General features: G+C 62.9%; 23 protein-coding genes. 18 read left to right on the plus strand and 5 right to left on the minus strand.

The features are described from left to right. Positions 1-186: 186 nt before the first annotated feature. The gene (locus AC3ANQ_RS13485) at positions 187-1,308 is read right to left on the minus strand and encodes a glutamate--cysteine ligase (protein ID WP_488301519.1); all 1,122 of its coding nucleotides are present in this window, start codon (positions 1,306-1,308) and stop codon (positions 187-189) included. Positions 1,309-2,165: 857 nt separating this feature from the next. On the opposite strand from AC3ANQ_RS13485, the gene AC3ANQ_RS13490 reads away from it, so the two are divergent. Then, positions 2,166-2,567: a hypothetical protein gene (locus AC3ANQ_RS13490; protein ID WP_488301520.1), complete on the plus strand. Its 402-nt coding sequence runs from the start codon at positions 2,166-2,168 to the stop codon at positions 2,565-2,567. Between the two features lie 789 nt (positions 2,568-3,356). On the opposite strand, the gene AC3ANQ_RS13495 is transcribed toward AC3ANQ_RS13490, so the two are convergent. Continuing rightward, positions 3,357-3,542, minus strand: coding sequence for a hypothetical protein (locus AC3ANQ_RS13495; protein ID WP_488301521.1), 186 nt, complete (start codon positions 3,540-3,542; stop codon positions 3,357-3,359). Positions 3,543-4,471: 929 nt separating this feature from the next. On the opposite strand from AC3ANQ_RS13495, the gene AC3ANQ_RS13500 reads away from it, so the two are divergent. The 3 genes from AC3ANQ_RS13500 to AC3ANQ_RS13510 all read left to right on the plus strand — a co-directional run bounded on the left by AC3ANQ_RS13500 (position 4,472) and on the right by AC3ANQ_RS13510 (position 6,608). Further along, positions 4,472-5,560 carry a fatty acid desaturase family protein gene (locus tag AC3ANQ_RS13500; RefSeq protein WP_488301522.1) on the plus strand — a complete coding sequence of 363 codons (1,089 nt, stop codon included), beginning with the start codon at positions 4,472-4,474 and terminating at the stop codon, positions 5,558-5,560. 39 nt (positions 5,561-5,599) lie between these two features. Then, positions 5,600-5,998 carry a LapA family protein gene (locus AC3ANQ_RS13505; RefSeq protein ID WP_488301523.1) on the plus strand — a complete coding sequence of 133 codons (399 nt, stop codon included), beginning with the start codon at positions 5,600-5,602 and terminating at the stop codon, positions 5,996-5,998. Between the two features lie 367 nt (positions 5,999-6,365). Next, on the plus strand, positions 6,366-6,608 hold the full coding sequence (locus AC3ANQ_RS13510; RefSeq protein ID WP_488301524.1) for a hypothetical protein: 243 nt from the start codon (positions 6,366-6,368) through the stop codon (positions 6,606-6,608). A gap of 803 nt (positions 6,609-7,411) precedes the next feature. Here AC3ANQ_RS13510 and AC3ANQ_RS13515 read toward each other — a convergent pair. Further along, on the minus strand, positions 7,412-7,738 hold the full coding sequence (locus tag AC3ANQ_RS13515) for a hypothetical protein (RefSeq protein WP_488301525.1): 327 nt from the start codon (positions 7,736-7,738) through the stop codon (positions 7,412-7,414). Positions 7,739-8,882: 1,144 nt separating this feature from the next. Continuing rightward, the gene (locus tag AC3ANQ_RS13520) at positions 8,883-9,200 is read right to left on the minus strand and encodes a type II toxin-antitoxin system death-on-curing family toxin (protein WP_488301526.1); all 318 of its coding nucleotides are present in this window, start codon (positions 9,198-9,200) and stop codon (positions 8,883-8,885) included. A gap of 697 nt (positions 9,201-9,897) precedes the next feature. Between AC3ANQ_RS13520 and AC3ANQ_RS13525 the strand changes: the two genes are divergently transcribed. From AC3ANQ_RS13525 to AC3ANQ_RS13555, 7 genes are all read left to right on the plus strand, one after another. Further along, the gene (locus tag AC3ANQ_RS13525) at positions 9,898-10,974 is read left to right on the plus strand and encodes an alkene reductase (RefSeq protein WP_488301527.1); all 1,077 of its coding nucleotides are present in this window, start codon (positions 9,898-9,900) and stop codon (positions 10,972-10,974) included. Positions 10,975-11,032: 58 nt separating this feature from the next. After that, positions 11,033-11,746, plus strand: coding sequence for an SDR family oxidoreductase (locus AC3ANQ_RS13530; RefSeq protein ID WP_488301528.1), 714 nt, complete (start codon positions 11,033-11,035; stop codon positions 11,744-11,746). A gap of 187 nt (positions 11,747-11,933) precedes the next feature. Continuing rightward, a complete protein-coding gene (locus AC3ANQ_RS13535; RefSeq protein ID WP_488301529.1) occupies positions 11,934-12,932 on the plus strand; it encodes an NADP-dependent oxidoreductase in 999 nt (332 codons plus the stop codon). A 203-nt stretch (positions 12,933-13,135) separates the two neighbouring features. Further along, positions 13,136-13,846: an alpha/beta fold hydrolase gene (locus AC3ANQ_RS13540; protein ID WP_488301530.1), complete on the plus strand. Its 711-nt coding sequence runs from the start codon at positions 13,136-13,138 to the stop codon at positions 13,844-13,846. A 60-nt stretch (positions 13,847-13,906) separates the two neighbouring features. Continuing rightward, the gene (locus AC3ANQ_RS13545) at positions 13,907-14,293 is read left to right on the plus strand and encodes a hypothetical protein (RefSeq protein ID WP_488301531.1); all 387 of its coding nucleotides are present in this window, start codon (positions 13,907-13,909) and stop codon (positions 14,291-14,293) included. Positions 14,294-14,300: 7 nt separating this feature from the next. Then, positions 14,301-14,621 carry a hypothetical protein gene (locus AC3ANQ_RS13550; protein WP_488301532.1) on the plus strand — a complete coding sequence of 107 codons (321 nt, stop codon included), beginning with the start codon at positions 14,301-14,303 and terminating at the stop codon, positions 14,619-14,621. Positions 14,622-14,700: 79 nt separating this feature from the next. Beyond that, on the plus strand, positions 14,701-15,303 hold the full coding sequence (locus AC3ANQ_RS13555) for a TetR/AcrR family transcriptional regulator (protein ID WP_488301533.1): 603 nt from the start codon (positions 14,701-14,703) through the stop codon (positions 15,301-15,303). A gap of 527 nt (positions 15,304-15,830) precedes the next feature. Here AC3ANQ_RS13555 and AC3ANQ_RS13560 read toward each other — a convergent pair. Continuing rightward, positions 15,831-17,180, minus strand: coding sequence for a NosD domain-containing protein (locus tag AC3ANQ_RS13560; protein WP_488305327.1), 1,350 nt, complete (start codon positions 17,178-17,180; stop codon positions 15,831-15,833). Positions 17,181-17,574: 394 nt separating this feature from the next. On the opposite strand from AC3ANQ_RS13560, the gene AC3ANQ_RS13565 reads away from it, so the two are divergent. The 7 genes from AC3ANQ_RS13565 to AC3ANQ_RS13595 all read left to right on the plus strand — a co-directional run bounded on the left by AC3ANQ_RS13565 (position 17,575) and on the right by AC3ANQ_RS13595 (position 25,993). Beyond that, on the plus strand, positions 17,575-18,855 hold the full coding sequence (locus AC3ANQ_RS13565; RefSeq protein ID WP_488301534.1) for an ABC transporter substrate-binding protein: 1,281 nt from the start codon (positions 17,575-17,577) through the stop codon (positions 18,853-18,855). A 66-nt stretch (positions 18,856-18,921) separates the two neighbouring features. Beyond that, on the plus strand, positions 18,922-19,809 hold the full coding sequence (locus AC3ANQ_RS13570; RefSeq protein WP_488301535.1) for a carbohydrate ABC transporter permease: 888 nt from the start codon (positions 18,922-18,924) through the stop codon (positions 19,807-19,809). A gap of 119 nt (positions 19,810-19,928) precedes the next feature. Next, positions 19,929-20,852 carry a carbohydrate ABC transporter permease gene (locus AC3ANQ_RS13575; protein WP_488305328.1) on the plus strand — a complete coding sequence of 308 codons (924 nt, stop codon included), beginning with the start codon at positions 19,929-19,931 and terminating at the stop codon, positions 20,850-20,852. Between the two features lie 27 nt (positions 20,853-20,879). Beyond that, positions 20,880-22,250, plus strand: coding sequence for a right-handed parallel beta-helix repeat-containing protein (locus AC3ANQ_RS13580; RefSeq protein WP_488301536.1), 1,371 nt, complete (start codon positions 20,880-20,882; stop codon positions 22,248-22,250). 117 nt (positions 22,251-22,367) lie between these two features. Beyond that, positions 22,368-23,459, plus strand: coding sequence for a LacI family DNA-binding transcriptional regulator (locus tag AC3ANQ_RS13585; RefSeq protein WP_488301537.1), 1,092 nt, complete (start codon positions 22,368-22,370; stop codon positions 23,457-23,459). Between the two features lie 49 nt (positions 23,460-23,508). Beyond that, positions 23,509-24,462, plus strand: a complete 954-nt coding sequence (locus tag AC3ANQ_RS13590) for a carbohydrate kinase family protein (protein ID WP_488301538.1) — start codon at positions 23,509-23,511, stop codon at positions 24,460-24,462. After that, positions 24,455-25,993 carry a glycoside hydrolase family 32 protein gene (locus AC3ANQ_RS13595; RefSeq protein WP_488301539.1) on the plus strand — a complete coding sequence of 513 codons (1,539 nt, stop codon included), beginning with the start codon at positions 24,455-24,457 and terminating at the stop codon, positions 25,991-25,993. The genes AC3ANQ_RS13590 and AC3ANQ_RS13595 overlap by 8 nt, the downstream gene beginning before the upstream one ends. Positions 25,994-26,312: the final 319 nt, after the last annotated feature.

Raw genomic sequence — 26,312 nt, forward strand, 5'->3', positions numbered from 1 at the left:
GCGTGAGCGGGAGATGTAACGCGGCCCGCTCAGGGCCACGCCGACGGTCCGAACCTGCTTTTGGGGTGCACCATAGCTGCGGCCGTGCTCATCAGAGGCATTGAAAGCCCGACCCTGCGCAGCCGTCAGCACAGTAAGGCGTCCCGTTCCGGCTTGGCCTCAGGTGCCCATGTCCTGGATCCGGTCCTAATACGGCCCAGGTCCGAATCTTGGCCAGGTAGTGATTCTGGCGGCGTCCACGGCGACCCGCGCGAGGTGACCGGTCCGCTCAAAAACAGCGCGTTGGCGGCGTTCCCCGGTCCCGCGCTCCCGGATGCGTTCCAGGCCTGCCTGGATGCTGAGCAAGTCGCCGTCGGCGGCCAGGGCAGGCCGCACATGATCCAACAGGGCCTCGATCACCCGCCCCGCCGGTTCCGGATGGTTAGTCAGCGGGTGCAGAAGAGTTCCGTTGATCCCCGACCGGCCCGCCCGCCAGGCCGCCATCCGCAGCACCGCAGCCGACGTCGGGACCGGGAGCCTCTTCAACTGCCAGTCCGTCGCCGACGTCTCGACCAGGGCCCGCACCAGTCCAGCCACTACAACGCTGTCTCCGGCTTCCAGACAAACGTCGGCCACCCGCACCTCTATCGTGGGGTGCTTCCGCGACAGACGGACATCGAAATACATCATCCCCTCATCCAGAGGGACCCCGGAGTCCAAAAGCTCTCCGATGAGTGCCCGGTAGCCACCAGCCGATCCGAAGATCTCCTGCGGTCCGGCGGTCGGCCAACGACTCCACGCCTGGGTTCGATAGCTTGCGAATCCACTGTCTGCCCCGTTCCAGAACGGTGAATTAGCGCTCAAGGCCGTCAGAACCGGAAGCCAGATGCGGATTCGATCCATGATGGCGACGCCTTCCTCCACGGACTCTATGCCGACGTGAACATGCAAACCGCAGGTCAGCTGCTCTCTGGCGGTCAAGACGTATCCGTCCATCATGGCCGAAAAACGCGCCGAGTCGGTCGTGTGGGTCTCCACCGGAACCGGGGATGTTGCCAGGGCAGCGACCCGGGCCCCGAAGGCTCTAGCCTCGGCGTCCGCCTGGCTGCGGGCACGACGGATACGATCCAGCAGCTCACCCAGGTCCGTACAGGGCTCGGTGAGCAGCTCGATCTGCTCCTGTTTGAACTCGGCCGTCATGGAAGGCCCGGAGCCTCCGGACCTTCGCGCCGCGGAGGCCTGCTCAAGAATCTTCCCTGCCAACGGCTCGGGACGGCCCGTGGACTCATCCACGATGAGAAGCTCCTCTTCGACCCCGACTGTGCGCACACCGTCATTATCGGCCTTGACGTGCCGCTTTGTCTGAAAGCGTCAACAACCGGGATCCAGCCATCGAGCCACGGAATGCCGGCCTCCGATGGCCGGACAAGTGAATCATTCGTGCCTGGGACTTCGTCCCCTCCGAAAGCCGGTCAGGACCTCGTCCGCCCCGGGCGGATTTCCCACCGCCGGTCATGGCCATCGAAACGGCCGAATCAGCCCACGGCCACGGAGGTCCTGGGGGAACACCACGGTCTGGAAGGTGCTCGAGTAAGCCGAAGGTCAAGGACGAGTCGAGAGTCCGCCGCCGGATCTCCGCATCCGGCAGCCGGGAAGCGACTCTTAAGTACGCCGCGGCAAGAAGAACCCGGTGACTACAAGACCTGGACCGCTTGCCACCTCGGATACCAGGCGTCAGGGGCACCGGCTCACCGGTACGGCGGACAGCAGCAGCCGGATTGTCTCGCCCGTCAAAAACCAAAGTGGCGCCGGCCAGAGACAGTGCATGCGGGACGACAGGCCTTCCTCCGGTAGCGCGGCGAAACTAGAATGAACGAACCGGTCCATGGAATTCAGATGCAGTCCGGCCAGCATGAATCCGATGTCGGTTCCAAGGAGCCAGCCATGAGCAAATACCCTCGCGAAGCATCGGCTGGTCGAAGGCGATGGCAACATCCAGGCATGCAGCCGGCGGCGCCCTAGCTCTCCATCGGCAAGCATTCCAGCGGTGGCCACACCCATGTCGAATGTGATTCAGCGGATACCCGTGGACGACGTCTCCGCAGCACGAACACCCCGCCGGTGGAAGGACCGGCACACAAGCATCATCGGCGCTTCACGCAGCTAACGACAGGAAGCCATTCATCATGACTGAACCAACTTCACCGGAGACCGACGCTTCAGATGAGGCCGCGGACGAAGACCGAGGCCAGTACACCGAGGGCGACTACGGGACCGCGGGCGAGATCCCAGACACCCCCGAAGAGGAGCGTGAAGGTGACTACACCGCAGGCGACTACCCCGAACCCGACGCCGCCATCCCGCCAGACCCGGCGGCGGCACGCGAACCGGATCAATTCCGTGAAGAGAACAAGGACGGAGCCGCAGAGAAAGCAGAAGCCGGCCCACCCAGAGCGCGACCCCTGGTGGGGCCCGCGGATGCAGAACCCGGGGTTCCTGCGCCCGGAACCTCCGAGGAGGCGGGGACGTCCGTCCCGTCGGCGGACGCCGAGCTGGACGAGACAAACACCGAGTATCCACCGGCATAGCGGTCGTTTTCCCCGGAAACCGACCGCGATGCCTCCGGATCGGTTCCACGCCGGAACCAAGACTGAGGCCAGCCGGCCGGCATGGGAGGACCTTTCCGGCAGTTTGGCCGGGCCGTCGCCTTCCTGCGCTGGGTCCGGGAGAAGACACCTGAGGGCTGGTCATGACGGTTCGGCCCGGGCGTGCAGGGTCGGACACGCGATCGTCGAGTCAGGAACCGTGCCGGATTGTCGGTTCCGTTCACCGCCGCATCCGGCGGTAGGGTTCCGCTGATTGCCGTGGCCGACCGGGCTCGGTGTCTTCGGCGGCCTCTGCCAGACTCTTGGAACTGGTCTGGGCTCATTGAATCCGCCGATGTACTCGGTCCCTATGGAGGCCGTCGGCACTGGCAGGCCGGGCGGCCATTCCTCAGATTGTGCATTCAGGGCCGGCGCCCCATAAGCATCCCGGCCTTGAAAAGGATTCGCCCGGTCAGTCGGGGACGTGCCAGCGATTGTTGACTTGGCATTGTTTGCCGCCGGTCAGGACGGTTCCTGTTCTGCACCTGTCATCGCCCGGGCCGTGGCCCCGCAATGAGATCCAGTATCCACACCACTCCTTTCACTGCGTCCCAAGCCCAGTAAATATGGACGCGGGCGGGGGTGACATGAGTAGTGAGTACGTATTTTCCGCACCAATTTGGGTCAAAGGTGGGACAGCGGTACTTGATCAACAGGACAGAGCCTATTGCCAAAGCAGCACAACGATATCAACAACCAGCACCCCGCGCGGTACCCCGATAACCGCAGGACCTACGCGATCAAGGCATGGAAATCGACCCCGAAGAGGGCCACTAGCGGCCAGAGCACAATCGCCAGCAGGCCTTCCAAAATGTTGCCGGGAATGTTCCATGCCACGAGATAGCCGTGGGTGCCAGCGACCAGCACCCCGACGGCCAGGTATATGAACCCAAACAGACCAATTCCACGTCTGCCCATTTTGCGCCTGCCAAATCCGCGTATCATCGCCCATCTCCCGCTGCGGGGTGAGAACTAAATTATAGTGGTGCCGCGGGTATTCGGGAGGCTCGGGCTCCTTCCGGTTTATTGTTCAGAGGCGCAGTTTCACGGCTTGCCCAGATGAGCGTGGTTAGGGTTGACGACGGCGCCGCGAGCGGCAGTGCTGGCAGGCGGCGCCGGGGCGTGGTGAGGCAAGAAGGATGTCAGGGCCGCGCCACAGGCAAGCCCAGGTCCACCGTGATGAGGCCCGGCGTAAGTAGAAGTCGTCACGCGCAAAGTGGCCCCTGAGGTCCCAATTGTGATCACCGGCCCCGCGGACACGCGGATTTGCCGCCCGGTCCCGGAGCTTGGTGGTGCAGGCGGATTGGCCCGCCATCCGCGATCTCACCACTCGCGCCAACAAGCCCGGTATCCCGCGGCGTCGGTCATGCCCCCACACCGTTGACGGGGCTGCGCAGATCAGCGTCTCTGCCGAGAACGCATCCATGCCCCCAGGCCTAACCCTGTGCCACCGCGCGCGGACGGACTGCTCCTACGTCGGCTCCTGCGCGCGGCCACGTGTCGTACGTCCAACAGGTTGTCGACGGATGGCCAGGCCCTCACCGGCCATCCCCACCCGTCTAATAGTTCATCCGATTTTGGAGCGTCTCGAGCCGTTCCTCGGCGTCAGCACCAATTTCTTCCAGTCGGCGTGCCAGCGCAGGATCGTCGTCGTATGCGATGACTCTGGAATAGGCCCTGTTGAACGCGGCGATGTCACGTCGAAACTCCTCCAGCGGGTCGTCATTAAGTCCCGGCGGGCAGGCATACGGATGAGCCGTCGCAATCGTGTTGGCGTATCCTGAAGGCCAGGGTTTGAAGTGCCGAATGAAGAGTGCCGCACTCGCCCGTGAATGGTTCGAGGCATCATGGACACAACACCGTCTCCCGCTGAAGGTCCGCAGCAGCGCCGGTCCCCGAACCAAGTGGTCAACAGCTACGTCATCCTCTTGAAACAGGTACGGGAAGCAGGTCTCCTGCGCCGACGTCGCGGTTTCTACATCGTGCTCTTCACCATCCTGATGGCGGCATGGGCAGGCACGTGGACAGGGTTCATCCTCCTTCAGGACACCTGGTTCCAGTTGCTGGTCGCCGCCGGCATGGGTGTGGTACTTACCCAGTTCAGCTTCCTGGCCCACGAGGCTGCGCACCGCCAGATCTTCGCCTCCCAGCGGATTAATGAATGGTCCGCCCGGTTGATCGGCACCGGTCTGGTGGGGATCAGTTACGCCATGTGGGCGCAAAAGCATACCCGTCACCACAACTACCCGAATGTGATCGATAAGGATCCCGATATCCACACCGGGGCGATCGCCTTCCATCCGCAAGCCGCGGCATCCCGGCGCGGGCTCATGGTCGCGGTCACGCGCAAGCAGGGATGGCTGCTGTTGCCGCTTTTGTTCTTCCTGGGCCTGAGCCTTCACGTTGATTCGTTGAAGTACCTGTTCCGCCGCGGAAGAGTGGACCACCGCTGGGTGGAAATACCGATCGTGGTGCTGCGTCTGCTCGTGGTCCCGGCCCTGGTGTTCTGGCTGCTGCCGTTGGGCATGGCATTCGCGTTCCTGGGCGTCCAAGTGGGTGTGTTCGGCTTCTACATGGGCGCCTCATTCGCACCAAACCACAAGGGCATGCCGATCCTGGCCGCCTCCAGCCGGGCCGATTTCCTTCACCGGCAGGTGGTCACCGGACGCAACATCAGCGGCGGCAGGCTCATGGATGCGTTGATGGGCGGACTGAACCGCCAGATCGAGCACCACCTCTTCCCGGACATGCCGCGGCCACACCTGCACCGCGCGGCCACGCTGGTCCGCTCGTGCTGCCAGGAACAGGGAATCCCCTATACGGAGACCAGCCTCGTCACCTCCTACGCGGTGGTCATCCGGTATCTCAACACAGTCGGCCTGTTTGCCGGCGGCCCGTTCGAATGCCCCGTCGTGGAGAGCAACCGGCCCCGCTGAGCAGGATCCGAACAACAAACTCCAAAGGGGTCAACCATCATGACGTCGAACCCAGCGACGCCTCAAGTGCCCGGAGAACAGCCTCAAGGTCCGGCGCCGACCAACACCACGCCTGGGACGGCAGGCACCTCGCAGCCAGTCGAGGCGGCGCCCCGGGCTGCCGCCGCACCAAAACCCCGAACAACCCGCGCCGGCGTCATTTGGGCCGCCGTCATCGTTGCCCTGCTCGCACTGATACTGCTAATCATCTTCATCCTGCAGAACCAGCAACCAGTCAACGTTCTATTCCTCGGGCTGGGAGGGTCGGTCTCCCTGGGCATGGCACTGTTCATCGCCGCCGTGGCCGGAGGAATCCTCGTGGCCGCGGCCGGTGCGGCAAGGATCATCCAACTGCGATCCAACGCCCGCAAAATACGAAGAACCCACAACAAGACCTAACCAGGGTGCCGCACGGCTGAGAAGAGAGTCGCCATGGGCTCGAGGACCCTGCCCACACAGTTCTGGAGGAACCGTAGATCGTTTGAAGTCATTTCCGGGCACGGTGGGCCGGAGCAGCGGCCGTAGGCTTGAAAGAAGGGATAGCCGTCCGCTTCGGTCACGAGGGCGCGGAGAGCAACTGCATCTTCGTCGACAGCCCAGCTCTTTGTCCCTAAGAGAGGCCAACCCCGCTGCGAAGGGCCAACGAGGAGCGCGGTGGCCCGTTCGTCATGACGGTTGAATCCATCGGACCACGGCAGCCTTGTTGGGGTTCTGTCTGCGCACCGTGGCCCCGCACTTCCTGTGCAGATTCCCGAGGGAGATACGCATGCAGACAGAGTCTGACGTGACAACGAGGCCCGCCCGGTCGGTGGCCGTGGAGGCAACCAGTACCCGTCTGGCCGATCGGGGACGTGCGATGGCCGTCGCCCTGGACCGGCTCACCCAGGAAATCATTGCCGACACCGACACCGGCACGGACCCGCGCCGTGATCCCAATGGCCTGGACGTATCGTTGCACGTCAACGCAGTGCCCACCGGCGAGGCCATCACGGTCCTCTGGCGAGGTTGAGTCCACGTCGAGGCGAACGAAAAAGAAGACGGTATCGAACACCAGCTGCAACGCTCCTAAGGTGAACGAATCGAGGCCGGATGGCTGGCGTCCTCCCTCCGCCGACCCGGCCGGCACACGGCCAACAAGCGGTCTGTCGCCCACAAGGTCCTGTCCCGCTCCAGCAGCCCCTTACGTTTAGAGACGGAGATTCTCCTGCCCCATGCCCACCAGTTCACGCCTTCGGCACCGCACTCCGCATCGCGCGGCTGCGCCCGGGAAAGAACGGAAAGAGCAGGACGTTCCCGGGCCTGCACATTACCGGACCAGCGGCAACGGACTAGAGCCCCAGCAGCAACCCCTGGGACGCCCCACATACAACCTGCCACAGGACCGACCCGGCCCCTAGGTCACTGGCGTGGCCGGCGTTAGCGCGCCTTCGGCATGTTCGCACAGCCTCCGCGAGGCCCAGGAAGAAACGCGCCAATGCCCGGTGTCACCCTTGTTCCGGGCATTGGCACAGCTACCGCCGAGAGCAGTTTTCAAAGAAACGACCCTCAAATAGACCTTATGCCACGACGCATACTGCCGCTTGAGGGTTGGCTACCTGTTTTCAACCGGAGGAACCGTTCGATACCTGCGTCGCCCCCTGCTCGCTGCGGGCACCGAATACATGACCTGCCCCGCGGGCGCGAAGTGGCGGGGCAGGGTGGGTATCTCCCCTGCCCGGGCATAGGTCGTCGGAGCCTCCTATGCTGGAGGAAGGTCCGCCCTCACCGGCACAGGCCAACACTCCGGTGCGCGGCTATGCCGGGCATGGGAGGTCAAGCCGCCCGCGCCGCAGTCCCCGTCGCGGCGAAATCATCCCCGGCCGTGAGGATGCTGAGTCTGCAGTTCGACTGGAACGGATCAATGTGCGCTGGCAGGTGATGCGACAGGGAACAGGCGCGCAACTGATCCAGAGCGTCAGATTCGACACTGGCATGGACCATATCGATTTCCACAGCCAACCCCGACATCAGCGCGTTGGCGCGTTTGACGATGACATAAAGAGCATCGATGCTCTGAGCCGTCACGCGGCCTTGGGCCCTTATCTGAGCGTGGGCGCAATCAAGGTCCACCCGGACAAGGACGTTGAGCTTGTCTGTCATGATGCTCCTACCTTCGTGAGCGGCCGCGACGCTGCGACCGCCCACGCTAGCCTAGGCATGAAATGTGACGAACGCAACAACTCCGCGCACCGACGCCTCGGTCCCACGTCGTCGAACGAACAGAACGGGCCTTGGAAGATCACCGCGGCGCGCAGACCACCCTGGCGGGCTGCGGCTTTCTGGAGGACCAGACCGCACGGATCACGTCATGCCCCATCCTTCCCGAACGACCATAAAGGACCGGAAGGTGCTTGGCTGTCGTTCTGATGCTCCATGGTCGCTGGGCGGGTCCTCCGCGCAACCAGGTGCCACGCGCCGGTCCCGATCCAAAACTTCGTTCGGCGCTTCTTCGTCGCTTATTTCCTCGCGAACTTTTGGATCGGTCCCGGTTCCCCAAGTTGCACTCCGGCCCCTCGGCCCAGCCGTGCTCCCGCTATCAGAACGCCGCCCGAATACGACAGACACGCGCGGTGTATAAGCGGGCAGTCGATGCAGACGGCCCCTTGAACAACAAGGCGGATGAGCGGTGACGTCCCAACGGACATTGCCTTTGCCAGCATCGGCCAGCAGGGTGGAGGCCATGTCCGACTCTCGGGGTCACCGGACCACCGAGCTGGCGGCAGGCCCACGCGGGGTCTGAAGACATTTGGACACGGGCCTGGGCCGCATCGAATTGCATTAGTCACTGGCTTACAGCCCGGGCTTTAGCTGCCCAACCCGCGTCTTGACCAAAAGTCCAGGCCACCAAAACCCTCACAGGTCATGTAGCCCCTTGTCGAGCCCACCATGAACAAGCAAGAACACAGAACCCTTGCCCATCCCAAGGAAAGGAAGTGCCCGGGCCCACAACCGGCCACGACAAAAAGAGCCCCCGAAGGGGCCCATAAAAGAAGACTTGTGCACAGCCAGAGGGCCAAAGGCCCCCTGACCTGCGGAAACACGTGCCCAAGGTGGGACTCGAACCGCATTCCAACCCTTGAAAAGACAGAGAACTCCCGAAAACATGCTGAGTACGGCCCAATCCGACCCCGGTATGACCGAGTCCGACGGCAAGAGTGTGCACATTGTGCACACGTTCTTTTGGGCCTTCGAACACCCCGCCGACCTCAGATCAAGAGTCATAGCCTTCAGCTTGGGATACGTCTCAACGGGCCTCCCGTCGAATCAGGTGTTTCTCGATCAGGACGGCACTGCGCTGCAAATCGATGTGACCGGCGGCCACTCCGACAACCAGGTCGGAGCCCTCTTCAGTGTAGAAGCCGTGGCGGTAACCGTTGATCCAGAGCACCAGGACCATCAGCGTCCAGGCGGTTGGCCTATTGCCGTCGATGAGCGGATGAAACCCAGCCAGGGACTTGAGCAGCGCCGCCGCCTTCATGGCCAGCTGGGGATAGGCTTCGGTGCCCATGACCGCCGTCGCGGGACGCGCCAAGGCGGAGGCGAGCAGGCCGACCTCGCGCATCTGAAACGCGTACTTCCTGTTTACCGTGCCCGGACCAACTAAGCCCGTGTATGAAGGGGAACAGCACGTCCTCGCCATCGATTCAAGGTGACAGCGAGAGCGATTTCATCTTGTACGGTCCTGCCGCCGGATATCGCCCAGCAAGTTGCCTCCGGGGAGTTCAATCGGTCCGCCTCCCCGAACGACACAAGGTGGCCTCCGGAGCACGCTGTGAGGTTGTACAAGGCTTGTCCCGGTTGTACCTTTCCACAGAGAGGGTTTCTTGCGCCAACCCTGTCACCGGAAGAGCCGGGCGGCGGGATCGAGCCCCTCACCGCCGAACTCATAGTTCGCAAGTCTTGTGGCTGCTGACCTTGGAGTCCAGGTAGCTTGCCCGCAGTTTCTTCGCCGCCCGGAGAGCCCCGGCCCGAAGCCAGGTCCGCCGCCGCGGGCCGACTGTGACGGACTTCGCCCGCGGTATGCGGTGCCCACTTGGGCCTAGCGGCTTTGGACCCTCGGCATTCAAGGCGGACAGAGCAGAGCCTTCTTACCGTTCGCTTCTTGTCCTCCTGATTCTCAGGGAATATTATCTGAGCATACTCAGTTATGAGTGCAATCACTATCCGTGGAGCAGCAGCAGGTCTCAGCGTCCACGGCGGCCGAACATCGGCTGTACGGCGGTGATGCTCTGAAACATCGAACGCAAAAGGACTAACCCATGACCCTTTCTTCACTGTGGCAACCACTGACTCTTGGCCGCCTTGACCTATCCCATCGGCTCGCGCTGGCACCCATGACCCGAAGCCGCTCCAACCCGGATGGTACGCCGGGCGACTTGGCGGCCGAGTACTACGGGCAGCGCTCCTCATTGGGATTGATCATCACCGAGGGCACGCAGCCGTCGGCAGACGGACAGGGCTATGCAAACACGCCGGGGATCTACACCCCCGAGCATGTCGAGGGCTGGCGAAGCGTCACCGGAGCAGTTCACGCCCGGGGCGGGGCGGTGTTCATCCAGCTCATGCATGCGGGCCGCATGTCCCACCCGGACAACACTCCTCACCATCGACAGCCCGTGGCGCCCTCGCCGATCCCCGCAGATCAGGATATTTTCACGCCGACCGGGCCTCAGAAGACGCCGACACCGCGAGAGCTGAGCACGGAGGATATCCAGGCCACCGTGGCTGACTTCCGCCTCGCGGCAGCTTTGGCCATTGCAGCCGGCGCCGACGGAGTTGAAATCCACGGCGCTAACGGGTATCTGCTGCACCAGTTCCTCTCCCCCAATGCCAACCACCGCACCGACGCTTACGGCGGGTCAGTAGAAAATCGGTCGCGGTTCGTGATCGAACTCGCCCGGGCCGTCGCCGATGAAATCGGCGCAGACAGGGTGGGTATCCGCCTCTCCCCCGCCATGCCGTTAGGTGGAATCAACGAGGGCGACACCGAGAGCGTGCGCGCCCAGTACCGGCACCTGATAGGGGAGCTCGCGACCCTGAACCTGGCATACCTGCACCTTCACCATGCAGGCGACGACGAACTGCTCCGCTCCCTCAGGGATATATGGCCGACCGCGGTGCTCGTGGTCCGCTACGGACGCAACCGTGAGCAGATAGCCGACGACGTCGCGGCCGGCCTTGCCGACGTTGCCCCACTGGGCCGTTTCGCACTGGCCAATCCCGACATCGTTGAGCGCCTGCGCTCAAACGCCCCCCTGAACGAGCTGGATCCCAGCACTCTCTACGGCGGCGGGGCAGCCGGATACACCGACTACCCGGCCCTTGCCCACGCCTAATCCCGCACCATCCACGCCGACCGGCGCGGACGGAAATCAACACAGGAAAGTTCGTGAAATGCACTCACTCAATGGAGCAGTCGTCCTCGTCACCGGCGCAAACGGCGGCATCGGAACCCACTTCGTCCACGGCGCCCTCGCACGCGGCGCCAGCAAGGTTTACGCCACCGCCCGCACCCCGCGCACCTGGGAGGACGAGCGCATCGTCCCGCTGACCCTCGACGTCACAGACCCGGACTCAATACGGGCCGCAGTCGAGGCTGCCGGCGACGTCACAGTGCTGATCAACAACGCCGGAGCGTCCGTTGCAACCCCGGGCATCCTTACCCACACCGACGCGGAAATCCGGACCAACGTCGAGACGAACTTCCTTGGCCCGCTGTTCCTCGCCCGCGCCTTCGCACCGATCCTGTCAGCGAAGGCCGAATCCGCAATCATCGACATCCACTCCGCCATGAGCTGGTACGCCGTCGGCGGCATTTACAGTGCCACCAAGGCCGCCCTCTGGTCGGCCACCAACTCGCTGCGCCTGGAGCTCGCCTCCGCAGGGGTACACGTGGTGGGCGTCCACGTCGGCTACGTCGACACGGCAATGGCCGCGCATGCCACCGACCCCAAGATGGACCCGGCCGATCTAGTCACCACGGTATTGGATGCCGTCGAAGCCGGCGACTACGAGGTCCTCGCCGACGAGACATCCGCCCAGCTCAAGGCCGGACTCAGCGCCCCCATCGAGGCGCTCTACCCCCAACTTGCGCCCAGCAAGTCCTAGAAACAGCAGAAGCGCCGTGGTGATGAATCAAACTCATCGCCACGGCGCTTTCTTCTACTCCTTGACATTAAACTGAGTTCAGTCATAATTGATTGTAGTCACTTTAGCCGGAAGTCGCACCACGGCGAAAGTGCCGTTGCCACCGGCGCCTACTACAAGAACATCCACCCGGAAGGAGCATCGCGGCATGCGGGCATTCGTGATCAACAAGTACAAGGAACCGCTGCGCGAAGCCGAGGTTGCTGAACCGACCGTCGGCGAACTGGACGTGCTCGTGCAGGTGCAGGCTGCCGGCCTGAACCAGCTGGACGAGAAGATCCGCCTGGGTGAGTTCAAACAGATCCTTCCCTACAAGCTCCAGTTAATCCTGGGCAACGACCTCGCCGGCACCGTCCTCCAGATCGGGACAAAGGTGCGCGGGTTCAAGCCCGGCGATGAGGTCTACGCCCGTCCCAACGAGGACCGCATCGGCACATTTGCCGAACGTATTGCCGTCGCGGAGGAAGACCTTGCGCTCAAGCCCGTCTCGGCCAGCATGGAGGAGGCCGGTTCGCTGCCGCTGGTGGCTCTTACCGCATGGCAGGCCCTCGTCGAGCAGGGCAATTTGCAGCCAGGTCAGAAAGTTCTCATTCATGCCGGCGCTGGCGGAGTCGGTTCCATCGCCATCCAGCTGGCCAAGCATCTCGGCGCGACCGTTGCAACCACCGCCAGCAGCTCCAACGCCGGGTTCGTGCGGGACCTCGGCGCTGACATCGTCATCGACTACCGCACCCAGGACTTCGAGCAGCTCCTGAGCGGATACGATCTGGTGCTGGATAGCCTCGGAGGGCAAAACCTGCAGAAATCACTGCGCATCCTCAAGCCCGGTGGGAAGGCGATTGGGATCGCCGGGCCGCCCGATCCGGCATTCGCCCGCAAAGCAGGCCTCAACCCCATACTGCGCGTGGCGATCACCGGGCTCAGCCGCAAGATCCGGAGGCAAGCCAGGAAGCTCGGCGTCAGCTATGAGTTTCTCTTCATGCGTGCCAGCGGCGACCAACTACGTCAGATCAGCGACCTCGTTGACGCCGGCGTGCTGCGCCCCATCGTAGGGAAAGTCTTCACCTTCGGCCAGGCTCCAGAGGCACTGCAATCCCTGGCCGCAGGGGGCTTCCGGGGCAAAGCAGTGCTCACAGTCACCAGCTGACCCGCCGCCAGCCACTATTCACGCAGAGAATCCAGGAGAACAACCGTCATGGACAACACCGCCCCCCGAACCAACCAGTCGTCACTTCGTACGCGAAGGCACCTGCCAGCACTATCACCGCCGGAGGCGTCAGCTACGCCTACCGCGAGCTGGGGCCCAAGGGCGGCATCCCCGTCGTGTTCTTCGTGCACCTGGCAGCCACAATGGATAACTGGGACCCCCGTATCATCGACCCCATTGCCAAGAACCGCCACGTCATTACCTTCGACCAGCCCGGCGTCGGCGCCTCCACCGGACGGGTTCCCGACAACATCGAGGCAATGGCCGACGACGCCTATACGTTCATCAAGGCCCTTGGGTTCGACAAGATCGATGTGTTTTCTTTCTCTTTGGGCGGCATGGTCGCCCAGGACCTGACCATCAAACATCCCGAGCTTGTCCGCAAGCTCGTGCTGACCGGTACTGGTCCGCGAGGCGGCAAGGACATCGATAAGGTCGTCGGCACCACCTACTGGGACATCCTCCGGGCAACCCTGACCCGGTCCGACCCCAAGGAATTCCTGTTCTTCAACCGGAACACCACCGGCAAACCCGCTGCGAAAGCGTTCATCAAACGCCTTCAGGAGCGAACTGAAAACCGTGACAAGCCAATCAGCACCCGTGCATTCCAAATGCAGCTGAAGGCAATCCAGGCGTTCGGCCGCTCCGCCCCTTCGGACCTGTCCACGCTCACGCACCCCACTCTTATCGCCAATGGCGACAACGACCGCATGGTGCCCTCCGCGCTCTCCGAAGAACTGCACCGCCGTATCAAGGGATCCGAACTGATCATCTACCCCGACTCCGGCCACGGTGGTGTCTTCCAGTACCACACCTGGTTCGCACCCGCCGTCGTCGAATTCCTCGCCCCCTGACCACCACGCTCGCGATAAGAAGGCATCAATGGCACCTCACCACCAACCACGCAACCGCCCGTGAAAAGACGCTTCTCCTCCTCGGTCCTGCTATGGGTGCGCAAGGAGCAGTCCCGCCAAACGGGCATGGACTACTGGAAAGGCCCACATTCCGGCATCATCGCCGCCACACCAGGGCTGGAGGAATACCGGCAGATCCACCTCGCCGAACACAACCCCGGCCTATGGCCCGCAACCACAGGGGTCGAGACCACCATCCCCGCGGACCGGAAGATCGACGGCATAGCGGAAGTCACCTTCCAATCCGCGCTTTCGCCGCTCAAGGGGCGCAAGCAGACCGCCTTGGCCTACAAGGACGAGGTCAACGTATTCCCCGGCAGAGACTGTCGGTGCTTGCGCGATCATCTACCTCCGCCGCCGTCCCGGTGTCCGCGCGGGCGAATTTAGGCGGCTCGTGAAGAAGGGGCTTGTTCCTGCCCTGGCTGACACTGGGATGGTGAAGGAATTGCGCACTCAGTCATTCATGCCATGGATTGAGAAGATGTGGGACACCCCCGACGTCGCCCACGACAACCCGGCGGACCAACGCTTCCACGCGTCAATCATCCTGGGATTTGCCGACTCTGCAGCCCGCGCTGCCTTCTTTGGCAGCACTGCTGTCCACAACCTCTCACATCAGCTGAAGCCAGTGGCCTCCGCCATCCATGCCTATGACGTTGAAGCAGCATTGACGTATGTCAAGCATGGGCGGATCCTCCCCCACTACGAAGAGTGAGGGCGCCGATTGGAGGGCCGGTTTCCGCGCGTCGATATACTCATTATTGAGTCGAGTCAGTTTATCTCCGGAGGAACCCATGCCCGTCACGTCCCCGCCGCTCGGACGGCGCGAGCGGAACAAACAGCAGAAGCTGGACCGCATTACCGCCGCAGCCAGTGAGCTGTTCGCCGAATACGGGGTCGAGGACGTCACCACCCAGCAGATCGCCGACAAAGCCGACATCGGCACCGGAACCCTTTTTCTCTACGCCAAAACCAAGGGAGAACTCCTCCTCCTCGTTCAGAACGCCGACTACGCCGAAGCTCTCGAGCGGGGCCGGGCGGATGCTGAAACCATCCAAGATGCCCTGGGTGCGGTGATGGCCGTCGTGCGGCCGATCGTGGAGTGCAACCGAACCCAGATCGACAACGGACGCTTCTACCTGCGGGAAATGGTCTTCGGCGACCCCACGGAGCCACAGCACAGCGCTGCTCTATCCATCGTTGGGCAAACCGAGGAGGCCATTGCCGCCATACTCGACAGGGAAGAACTGGCCGACGCGGGTGACGCCACGACGGCGGCGCGCATTGTCTCCGCGATCATGTTTGTCAGCATGGCCGCAAGCGTAAACGCTGGATTGGAAACTGAAGCACTGGTGCAGGACATCAGGACACAAATCAGCCTGCTCATACCCCGCTGACGCGGCCGGCAAACTCGATCTGGACGGCCGCCACTCGTTACGTTTGCGGTCGACGAGACAACCACTGGCCTCTGGCCATAGCACCTTGGCACACGAATCGCCCGAAATCAGCAGCACTGGTCGGCGAAGCCCCCTGCAGGAATGTCGGCGCCTTTGGGCGACGTACACCTGCTCGGTGGTTATCAGGAGAGGGCCCAGAGATCTGCGGGCCTCATCGAGGGAGCAAAAGTTGATTGACGCGAACGCGAAGAAGGAAGCCTTTCCTTGCCGCCCGCAAAGCTCTGGAGTGTTTCTCCGGCATCCCTAATCTGGCCTTCGACAGGTTCGTTGCCCCGAGCACGCCTGGCTCACCTCACGGGGCGGATGGATCGGCCAACACCGGCGTGTCTGGCGAGGCCTCGGCCCGATGATCGACTAGGTGACATTTCTGCCCTGACGACAGCGGCCGGCAGGGCAGATCAATGCGTGGGAGCGCGCCCCGAGGACCGAGACCAGGCCTCGGGACGCATTCCTGGCGCGTTGGTCTGTCAGGGGGTCGGACGTATTGCCGTGTCCGAGCTGTAGGAGGTGATCTGGGAGGCTGTCCCGCTGTCGAGCACTTTCGAGTGGGTGGTCGATGCGTCGAGAACGACGTGCTGCGAAGCGACGTCGCTGACCACGTGGTTGAGCGCGACCACGTTGGCGTCCCCTCCGGCAATCAGGATCTGGGTCGGTTGGGCGCCGGCGGGGGCGATGTTGGCGGGCGGGACGTTGTAGGCGAAGAGGTTGTCCGAGACGAGGTTGTTGTCTCCCGCGACGTGGACGACGCCGTAGAGGTCGTCGAGGCCGTTGCCGCGGCCGATGAAGGGCGGGTACCCCTCGTTGGTCCGGCGGATGTGGTTGGCCGTGATGAGGTTTTCCTTGCAGCCGTTCAGCAGGCGGAGCATGCCCGGGTAGAAGCCCTGGAGCTTGTTCGAAGTGACCGAGCACCGGTTGCAGCCGGTGAATTCGACGAGGCTGCGGCCCCGGGGGAAGAGGTTGTTGCCCGTGACGAGGAGGCCCTCGTGGTTCTCGGCCAGAAGCGTAACCCCGTCAGGACCGGCGCCCATGTGATTTCCGCTGACAATTGTCGCCTGCCCGGCCCCGGTGAGCTCGACGCAGTTGCCGCATTCGGCGATCATGTTGTCGTTGACGCGGAGCGCGTCCGCGCCGCGCACGATCAGGGCATGTTCGAGATAGACGAATCCCATGCCGGTGATGTGGAAGGAGTCGTTATCGGAGGCGACTTCGATTCCGGTCTTGCCGTTGTGGTAGCTGTTCTTGTCGGGGGTGAAACCGACTCCGTCGAGGCAGAAGTCCCGGAACACGATTCCTGAAAGACGCGGATCCCCCGCCCGCTTGACGAGGAATGCCTGGGGCGCGCTCGGAGAGGTCAGGACGCGGATGTGGCTGGCTCCGGGCTGGAGGTTCTGCCATCCGGTCGGGTTCGAGTTGTCGAGGATGCTTCGGGAGAAGAAGCCATGCCCGAAGCCTGCGATGGTCAAGTAGCTCACATCGACGACGACCTGGGTGTGCAGGTCGTAGTCGCCCGGAGGGATGATGATCGCGGCTCCGGGACGCGCGTCCGGGGACGACTGCCGCTGCTTGACGTCGGCGATGATGTCGTTGATGACCGCCCCGATGTCGGACTGCGCGGTGACGTCGGGGTGCGCCTTGATCCTCCAGGTGGTTACGTCGTACGTGTTGGGCGAATTGAGGGGTGCGCCTTGCTGGCCGTCGGCCGCATTAGCATCCTGCGTTGTTCCGAAAGTCAATGCAGCCGCAAGCGTTCCGGCGGCTCCCGCGCCGATCAGCCGGCGGCGGCTTGGATTCGCTTTTTCTAGATTCTTGCCAGTTATCACGGGTTCTCCTCTGTGAGATAAGACTGCTGCTGTTCAGAATCGGGCGCTGCCGGGTCGGCCGCCGAAGACTTGACTGTCCTTGTCATCTGCCTCGACGGCATCACGCTTTTGTTCCCGGGAAACGGCTGATGTCCCATCTGGACTTATGTCACAACTGATGTGCCAAACCGTTTGGGCTAACCAGAGATGACACTAGGAGCACGGCATGACGGCTGTCAACGCCAAAATTCAGACAGAAGTCTTTGGCACATCCGACGCGCCTACCAATGATTTGTGACCCTTGACACCCTCCGCGCCCTGCGCGTAATCTAATGCCAAGTCGTTTTGGCAAAACGGTTTTTCATCCTATCCCGTCTTCGTATTCCGTTCCCGAGAAAGGGAGTCGACAGCGATGTCCTCTCGAAAAACAATCTCCAGGCTTGCCGCTCTCGGCAGCCTTTCAACCGCGGTGATCCTGGCCGCGACCGCATGCGGCGCAGGGGGTCCGGCGACGTCCGGGGGCGCCGCCGGCAGTTCCATCAACGTCCTGGTGGAGGCAGGCGGACATGCAGAACTGCAGCCCATCGCCGACCAGTGCAAGAAGGACACCGGGGTCAACGTCAACTTCGTTGAACTCCCTTATGACGGCCTGTTCAACCGTCTCTCCAGCGAATTCTCCTCCGGCACTGTCTCCTTCGATGTTGCGGCTCTTGACTCCGTGTGGCTGCCCAGTTTCAAGGACGCCCTGCAGCCCATCGATGAGCTCTTCACGGACGAGGCAAAGAAGGACATCTTCCCTTCACTGGTCAAGGAAGCCAACGTCGATGGCCATTTCATTGGAATGCCGGCGTGGACCAACGCCGAGATAGTCCTCTACCGCAAGGACCTCTTTGAGGACGCCAAGAACAAGGCCGACTTCAAGGCCAAGTACGGTTACGACCTCGCCGCGCCGAAGACCTGGCAGCAGTACCAGGACATCTCCGCCTTCTTCACCAAAGACGGCATGTACGGCACGGACGTCAAGGGCGGCGTTGAAACCGAGTACCTCGCCCATGTGCTGCAGGCCGGATCGCCCATGGTCCTGGACGGCAACAATAACGTCGTCATTGACAATGCGGCCCACAAACAAGCGCTGGATTTCTACACCAGTCTCGTCAAGGACGCCCCGGCCGGAGCGGCCCAGGTCGACTGGGCAGCCGCGCAGAACCTCTTCAACCAGGGCAAGACAGCCATGACCCAGTTCTGGGCCCACGCGTACCGGCAGATCCCCAAGGACTCCCCCGTCTACGGGAAGGTCGGAACTGCCCCGATGATCGGCGGGTCCGCCGGTGTTGCCGGTGTTCCCGGCCCCTGGTACCTCTCGGTACCCAAGGCAACCAAGAACACGGACGCCGCGAAGAAGTTCGTCAAGTGCGCTTTCGACCACAATGATCTGGCCATCCAGTCAAGCCTTGGCCTGGCTGCGCGAGTCTCTGCCTTCCAGAAGTACCAGGACCAGCCCGGCTACGAGAGTTTCAAACCGCTGATCGAAACACTTAACGCTCCCGCGACGGCGACCCGTCCGGCAACGGCAAAGTGGCAGCAGATCGTCGACACCGTACTGGTTCCGATGCTTCAGAAGGCCGTCGCCGGCGGAGACAGCACGACCTTGCTGGCGGACGCCAAGTCCAAGATCCAGGCCCTCCTTAAGTAAGACTCCGCGGCCGGCAGCAGCCCATGGCGTTGCCGGCCGCGGCCCCAACCAGCGGAAGAGAATCCCGTGCGCATCCCTGATCGCCGCTTCGCCCTCTACCTGATGACCCCGGCGGCGTTGTTCCTCGCAGTCTTTGTTGCCTACCCGCTGTTCCGGTTGGTCACGGACAGCTTCTTCAAAATTTCCCCGATCGTCGGAGGCCCCCGTGACTTCGTGGGCCTGGACAACTACGTCCGCGCCTTCACCTCAGAAGCCTTCATCGGTGCCGGATGGCGGACCCTCGCCTACACCCTGATGGTTGTGACCCTCGAATTCACCCTGGGCCTGGGCATGGCCCTCCTGTTCACGACCCTGGGCCGGAAATCCCAGGTCTGGCGGACCATGTTCCTGTACCCGCTCATGATTGCCCCGATCGTTGCCGGTCTGCTGTGGAAGTTCCTCATGATCGACAACTTCGGCTTGCTCGGCACACTCTTGAGCCAGGCCGGCATCCTGCAGAACCCCAACCAGATCGGCTGGCTGTCCAACCCGGACATCGTGCTCTTCTCCGTGGCCGTCCCGGACATCTGGCTCACGACGTCGTTTATGTGCCTTGTGCTGTTCGCGGGCCTGCAGAACATCCCGGGAGACCTCATCGAGGCGGCCAGGCTCGACGGCGCCCGCGCACCGTCGCTGCTTTTCCGGATCATTCTTCCACTGCTCCGGCCCGTCATCGCCGTGGCGCTGGTGGTCCGCGGCATCGACGCAGCACGGGCTTTTGACACCATCCTCATCCAGACCAACGGCGGACCACAATCCGCCTCCGAAACCATGAGCCTGCTCATCTACCGGACGATGATCCGCTTCGGCGACCCAGGCCTCGCAAGCGCCATGGGCACCATCTACCTGCTGGCCATGCTCACCATCGCCTTCGTCGCCGTAACCACAATCTGGCGGCCAGGAAAGGACACCTGATGAGCTCGGCCCAGACCCCCGACGACAGCGGCATGCTGGCCGCCGCCGTCCCCGACCGGCCACGCCACGCCGGCATCGCATACCGCAATGCGCCGGCACCGCACCAAACGGAGAGCACCATGCCAAGCCGAACAGCGACTGCGCCTCAGACCACCACGGAACCGGCGTCGGCCGGCGGAGGCCGCAGGCGCCGCGGCGTCAATCGTGAAGGACTCGAAGCCGGCAAGCGCAGCACCAGGACCATCCTGTGGATCCTCCTCGCCGCGGCGCTCGTCCTCTACGGCTTCCCGTTCCTGTACCTGCTGTTCACGTCCTTCAAGACCCCGATCGACACCATTGCCGTACCGCCGACCATCCTCCCCAAGGAATGGACGCTGGATAACTACACCAACGCCCTGGGCCGCAATGGGGTGCCGGCGTCGTTCATCAACAGCATCCAGACCGCCGTCATCAGCACCCTGCTGTCGCTCGTCCTGGCCGTCCCTGCGGCCTACGGCATCACCCGCTACAAAACAGCCAGTGGCCGCGTGTTCATCATGGCCGCACTGGTCACCCGCATGGTGCCGCCCGTTGCCATCGGCATCCCGCTGGCGTCGATGATGGCCTCGGTCGGCCTGGCCGACACCCCGATAGCGCTGTCCATCGCGCACACGACCATCTCGCTGCCGCTCTCCATCTGGCTCATGTCCAGCTTCTTCGAGGCCGTCCCACAGGACTTGGAGGAAGCCGCGACAGTGGATGGCTGCAGCCGGCTCGGAGCCCTGTGGCGGGTGGTGATCCCGGTGGTCTCCGGAGGCATCGCCGTGACGGCGATCTTCGCCTTCCTTGCCTCCTGGAACGAGTTCCTGTTCGCGCTGCTCATGACCGCCGTCCGGTCCCAGACCACCCCCGTGGTCATCGCAAACTTCCAGACCCAGTTCGGACTGGACTGGGGATCCATGACAGCCCTCGCGGCCGTCTACTCGATCCCCGTCATCCTTCTCACTCTTCTCTTGCAGCGCAAGATCGTCGCAGGCATGACGCTCGGCGCCGTCAAGGGCTGAGAAACCAGAGCACAAAGGGAAGAACCTATGTCAAGCAACAACTGCTACGACGTGACTACGTGGCCCGTCGGCAATCCGTCCGAGGACGTCGGTGAAGTAATCAACAGCATCATCGCTGACATCAAGGACCGGCAGACGGCCACCGATGCGAACAATGGAGGAAAGCCAGGCGCGGTGATCTACATTCCGCCCGGAGACTACCGCCTTCGTACGCAGGTGCTGATCGACGTCAGCTTCCTCAGGATCCATGGCTCGGGACACGGCTTTACGTCGTCGAGCATCCGGTTCAACGTTCCCGAAGACGAATGGCCCGACTTGCATGAGCTGTGGCCCGGAGGGAGCCGCATTCTCGTCGACCTTCCCCCCGGCGGAGACGGGGAGAAATCCAAGGGAGCCGCGTTCTACGTTGAGCGAAGCGGAAGCCCGCGGATCAGTTCGGTCGAGTTCTCCAACTTCTGCATCGACGGGTTGCACTTCACCCCGGATGGCTCGGGGATGCATCCCGAGAACAGCTACGTCAACGGCAAGACCGGCATCTATGTCGCGAACGCCAATGACTCGTTCCGCGTCACCGGCATGGGGTTCGTCTACCTTGAGAACGCTCTCACCATCTACAACGCGGACGCGCTTTCCGTACATGACAACTTCGTCGCTGAATGCGGAAGCTGCATCGAGCTGCGCGGGTGGGGACAGGCATCGAAGATCACCGACAACCTGGTCGGAGCAGGGCCCAAGGGTCACTCGATCTATGCCGAGAACCATGGCGGGCTCCTGATAACCGCGAACAACGTCTTCCCCCGTGGCGCGAGCAGCGTCCATCTGGACGGCGTCACGCGTTCAAGCGTCACCAACAACCGTTTGCATTCGTTCTACCCTGGCATGGTGATTCTCGCAGCGAATAGTTCGGAAAACCTTGTGGCCACGAATCACTTCCTGCGTGACCATGAGCCCTGGACGCCTTTCCTGGGAGTCGATAACGGACTGGACGATCTCCGCGGACTTCTCTGTGTCAGCGGCAGCAACAACTCTGTCATCGGCAACCACTTCTCCGAGATCATCGACTCACAGAGCATCCGGCCAACAGGTGCGACGCCTGTCATCATCCGGCTGATGGCGGGGGGTGGCAACTTCGTCTCCAGCAACCACGTGGTGGCGATGGACGTTCACGCCAAGTCAAGTGACGACTGCTTTTCGGCTCAGGTGGACGCGCTGTTGACGACCGAGGCTTCGGATGCCCTCGCCGTTACAGCCGTCATGGTCGATCCCGAATCAGCCCGGAACACGATCCTTGATTCCGGAAGTGACGCCCAAGTTATCGCGGACAGGGCTGTCAACGCCTTCAGGGCCACACCCACGGTCGGTTTCCAGGCGGCACACGCACCACTTGTGGCCCAGTAGCCCGCTCAGGCCCGGCGAGACCCCCGGGGATCGCCATCGGGCCTCTGGGACGAATAGAACGTACCCAGCAAGTACCCGGACATAGAATCAGCATCAACATAAGGACGTGGGAGACCAATGAACAAGTCGGTTGGAATCAAGGACGTGGCAGCCGCAGCCGGCGTCTCGGTCACAACGGTCTCCCACGTCCTCAATGACGTTGTCTACGCCCGGGTGGGGGCGGAGACGAGGGAACGGGTCCACGAAGCGGCGCGACGTCTCGGATACGGCCCGAACCGGCTGGCGCAGGCCCTGCGCACCCAACGTTCGGGCATGATCGGGTTCATCAGCGAGGAAATCGCCACCACCCCCCACGCTGGCCGGATCATTTTGGGGGCCGAGGAGACGGCACGTGCCCGCGGGTACCGCATCATGATCATCAACTCCACCAGCACCAGCTCCCAGGATTCCAGGGAAAGTGATGTGGCGGATCTGCTGGACCGGCAGGTAGACGGCATCCTGTACGCCACCATGTATCACCGCAAACTGGTCGTCCCGAAGAACCTCGCCGGACTCCCCGCCGTCCTGGTGGACTCCGAAGACATGAGCCACACCGTTTCCTCCGTCATCCCCGACGAAATCGCCGGTGCGAGGTCGGCCGTACAAACCCTGATCGACGCCGGACACACCCGCATCGGCATGCTCAACAACACCGACGACGTCCCGGCCACCCACTCCCGGCTCAAGGCCTTCAAAGACACACTCGCAGATGCCGGGCTGCCCTATCACGAAGAACTCGTCCAATCCGAGCCTTCGGAGGTGCCCGGCGGCCACCAGGCCGCGCTGCGCCTGCTGAAAACCCCAAACCGGCCCACGGCCGTGTTCTGCTACAACGACCGCATGGCCATGGGCGCGTACCGGGCCGCCGGGGAACTTGGCCTCAGGATTCCGGACGACATTTCCATCGTCGGTTTCGACAACCAACAACTGATTGCCGAAAACATCTACCCCGCACTGACAACCGTCGCCCTTCCGCACTACGAAATGGGCGCCTGGGCCACCGAAAACCTGATCGACGCCATCGAGGGAAAAACCGACCTGCAGCTGTTCGCCGCTCACCCGACCCTTCTCCCCTGTCCCCTGGTCCTTCGCGATTCCGTCGCCTCCCCAAAACATCAGGACGCTTCGAGCAGAGCAGCACCGGACTCACCTACACGCCCCAACACCTGACCTCGAGCGCGTCCAGCATCGGACGCGCCCAACCCTCCAAGGACCCCGAATGCACAGCACCCCAGTTCCCCCATGCCCTGAAACGGATGTCGTCGTCGTCGGCGAGGCCATAATCGACATCATTGACACCGCGGCAGGGCCCGTCGAGTTTCCCGGCGGATCAGGGATGAACGTCGCGTTCGGACTCGGCCGGCTAGGCGTCAGCACCGCATTTCTCACCGCACTGGGCAGGGATGAACGCAGCAGGAGCATCCAACAACACCTGGACACCGCGGGAGTACGCCTGTTCCCGGGAGCCGAACACCTCAACCGCACATCCACAGCCAGGGCGCTTCTGGACAGCAGCGGTTCCGCAGAGTATGAATTCGACTTCGAATGGAACCTCCCCCAAATCAGCCCCGCTTTCCTCCCAAAGGTGCTGCATACGGGGTCACTGGCCTCCTTCACAGAACCCGGAGCAACCCAAGTCCGGTCCTTGCTCGAACAGTTCTCCCGCCGCTGCTTGATCACGTACGACCCCAACATCCGCCCGACACTGCTCCACAGCCACGCTGAAGCGCTCAGGACCTTCGAACACACAGTCGCCCTGGCTACCGTTGTGAAGCTCAGTTCGGACGACGCCCAGTGGCTTTACCCGCGTACGTCTCCTGACGACGTCGCGCAGCGGCTGCTTGATCTCGGGACAGAACTTGCAATCATCACCGATGGCGCATCCGGATCCTATCTGCGCTCGAATACCGCCGAGATCGAAGTGCCGGCACCACCAGTGCTCGTCAAGGACACTGTCGGCGCAGGCGACTCCTACATGTCATCGCTTATCGCCGGCCTCATCGAGGACCCCGAGGACGATTTCGGCTACGGCAAACTCATCCGCCTGGGAACCGCCGCCTCGCTCGCTGCGGCCATAACGGTCGGCCGGCACGGAGCGAACCCGCCAACGCGGGCGGAACTGATCCGATGCCTGGAACTGGCCCGGACGTCCCGAAAGAACTCCGATGACTGAAACAACGACACAGCCTGGCGGGGGCGGCGCCGAAGAAACCGCTCCCACCATGCGGCCGATACTTCACTACACAGCCAAGAACACGTGGCTGAACGACCCCAACGGACTCGTGTGGCACCAGGGCGTCTACCACCTCTTCTACCAAAACAACCCCTTCGACAACGTCTGGGGCAACATGTCCTGGGGACACGCCACCTCAACCGACCTTCTGCACTGGACCGAACACCCGGTGGCGATCGCCTGCGACGAGGAAGAAGACGTCTTTTCGGGCAGCATCGTGGTGGACCACGGCAATACGTCGGGATTCGGCACAGCAGAAGATCCGGCCCTGGTGGCCATCTACACGAGCGCCTTCAAGGAAGGCTCGGCGCACCAAGGGACACAAGCCCAGTCCCTCGCGTTCTCAACGGACGCCGGCATGACCTGGAGCAAATACGCAGGCAACCCGGTGCTTGGCCGCGGCTCGGCCCATTTCCGGGATCCCAAGGTGTTCCGCTACGAGGGACCGGCCGGTTCCTGCTGGATCATGGTGGCGGTGGAGGCCCAGCACCAGCAGGTTGTGCTGTACCGCTCGGCCGACCTCAAGGACTGGGATTACCTGAGCACCTTCGGCCCCGCCAACGCCAGCGACGGCGAATGGGAATGCCCCGACCTCTTCCCGCTCCCCGTCGACGGAGACCCGGACAACGTCAAATGGGTCCTGGTGGTCAATATCAACCCGGGAGCCGTGGCCGGCGGCTCCGGAGGGCAGTACTTCGTCGGCGACTTCGATGGGGTGCAGTTCACCGCCGACCCTGATTCGCTCGTTCCAGCGGATGCCGACAGGAACGTAGATCTCAGACACTGTCTGTGGCTCGACTGGGGACGTGACTACTACGCCGCCGTCTCCTTCAGCAATGCCCCGGAGAGCCGTCGCATCATGATCGGCTGGATGAACAACTGGGACTACGCCAACTCCTTGCCCACGTCTCCGTGGCGCTCCAGTATGTCGATTGCCCGGGAGATCGAACTCGCGATGGTGGACGGCTTGCCGCGCCTGCTGCAGCGCCCCATGCTGACATTGGACTCCGGGGAGCCGGCCCGCACCATACAGAACATGGAACTTCACGACTCCCTGTTCCAACTGCCCGACGCGGCGCCCGGATCAGCCCAGCTTATCGAGGCCGAGATCCTGCCCGGCACGGCACGGACCGTTGCTTTCAGGCTTCTCGGCGCACCGGACGGGAACGCAGCAACGGTCCTCAGCTTCGATGCCCTGACGAGCCGGCTCACCCTGGACCGCCGCAACTCCGGAAACACCGCCTTCCACGACAAGTTCGCGTCGGCCGAGTCAGCACCCGTGAAGCTCGACGACGGCGCGCTAAGGCTCCGCATAATCGTCGACCAGTGCTCGGTGGAGATCTTCGCCCAAGACGGCAGAGTTGTCCTGAGCGATCTGGTGTTCCCCCCATCCGGGAACCTCGGCACCGACGTGTGCGTCGAAGACGGCACGGCCATGGTGCGGAAACTAGCCGTCACGTCCTTATCCTAATGACAGCACCCCACCCCACTGCAGTGCCCACCCACGTCCTTGCCGGATAGAGGGCCAGCCGCCGGCAGGGGCCCACGATTGGTCTATCGCCCGTTATGGAGTTTGGTGGAGGGTGTGGGCGACGCGGTAGGAGTCGGTGCCGGGTTTCCTGGAATCTCTGATCGCCCAAGTCAAAGCAGTCACCGTACTGGGTGTACTGGTTCGCAGGAGGCTGTCCGGGGGCCCGGCAGGTCTATGACGCGGTCGACCATCCCTCATGGCAGGCTAATCCAAAGGCAAACGTCAATGACGGGGCCCGAGGCGAGGTTTTGGGGTCCGA

The organism is Arthrobacter sp. DMZ02-1R, assembly GCF_057747935.1.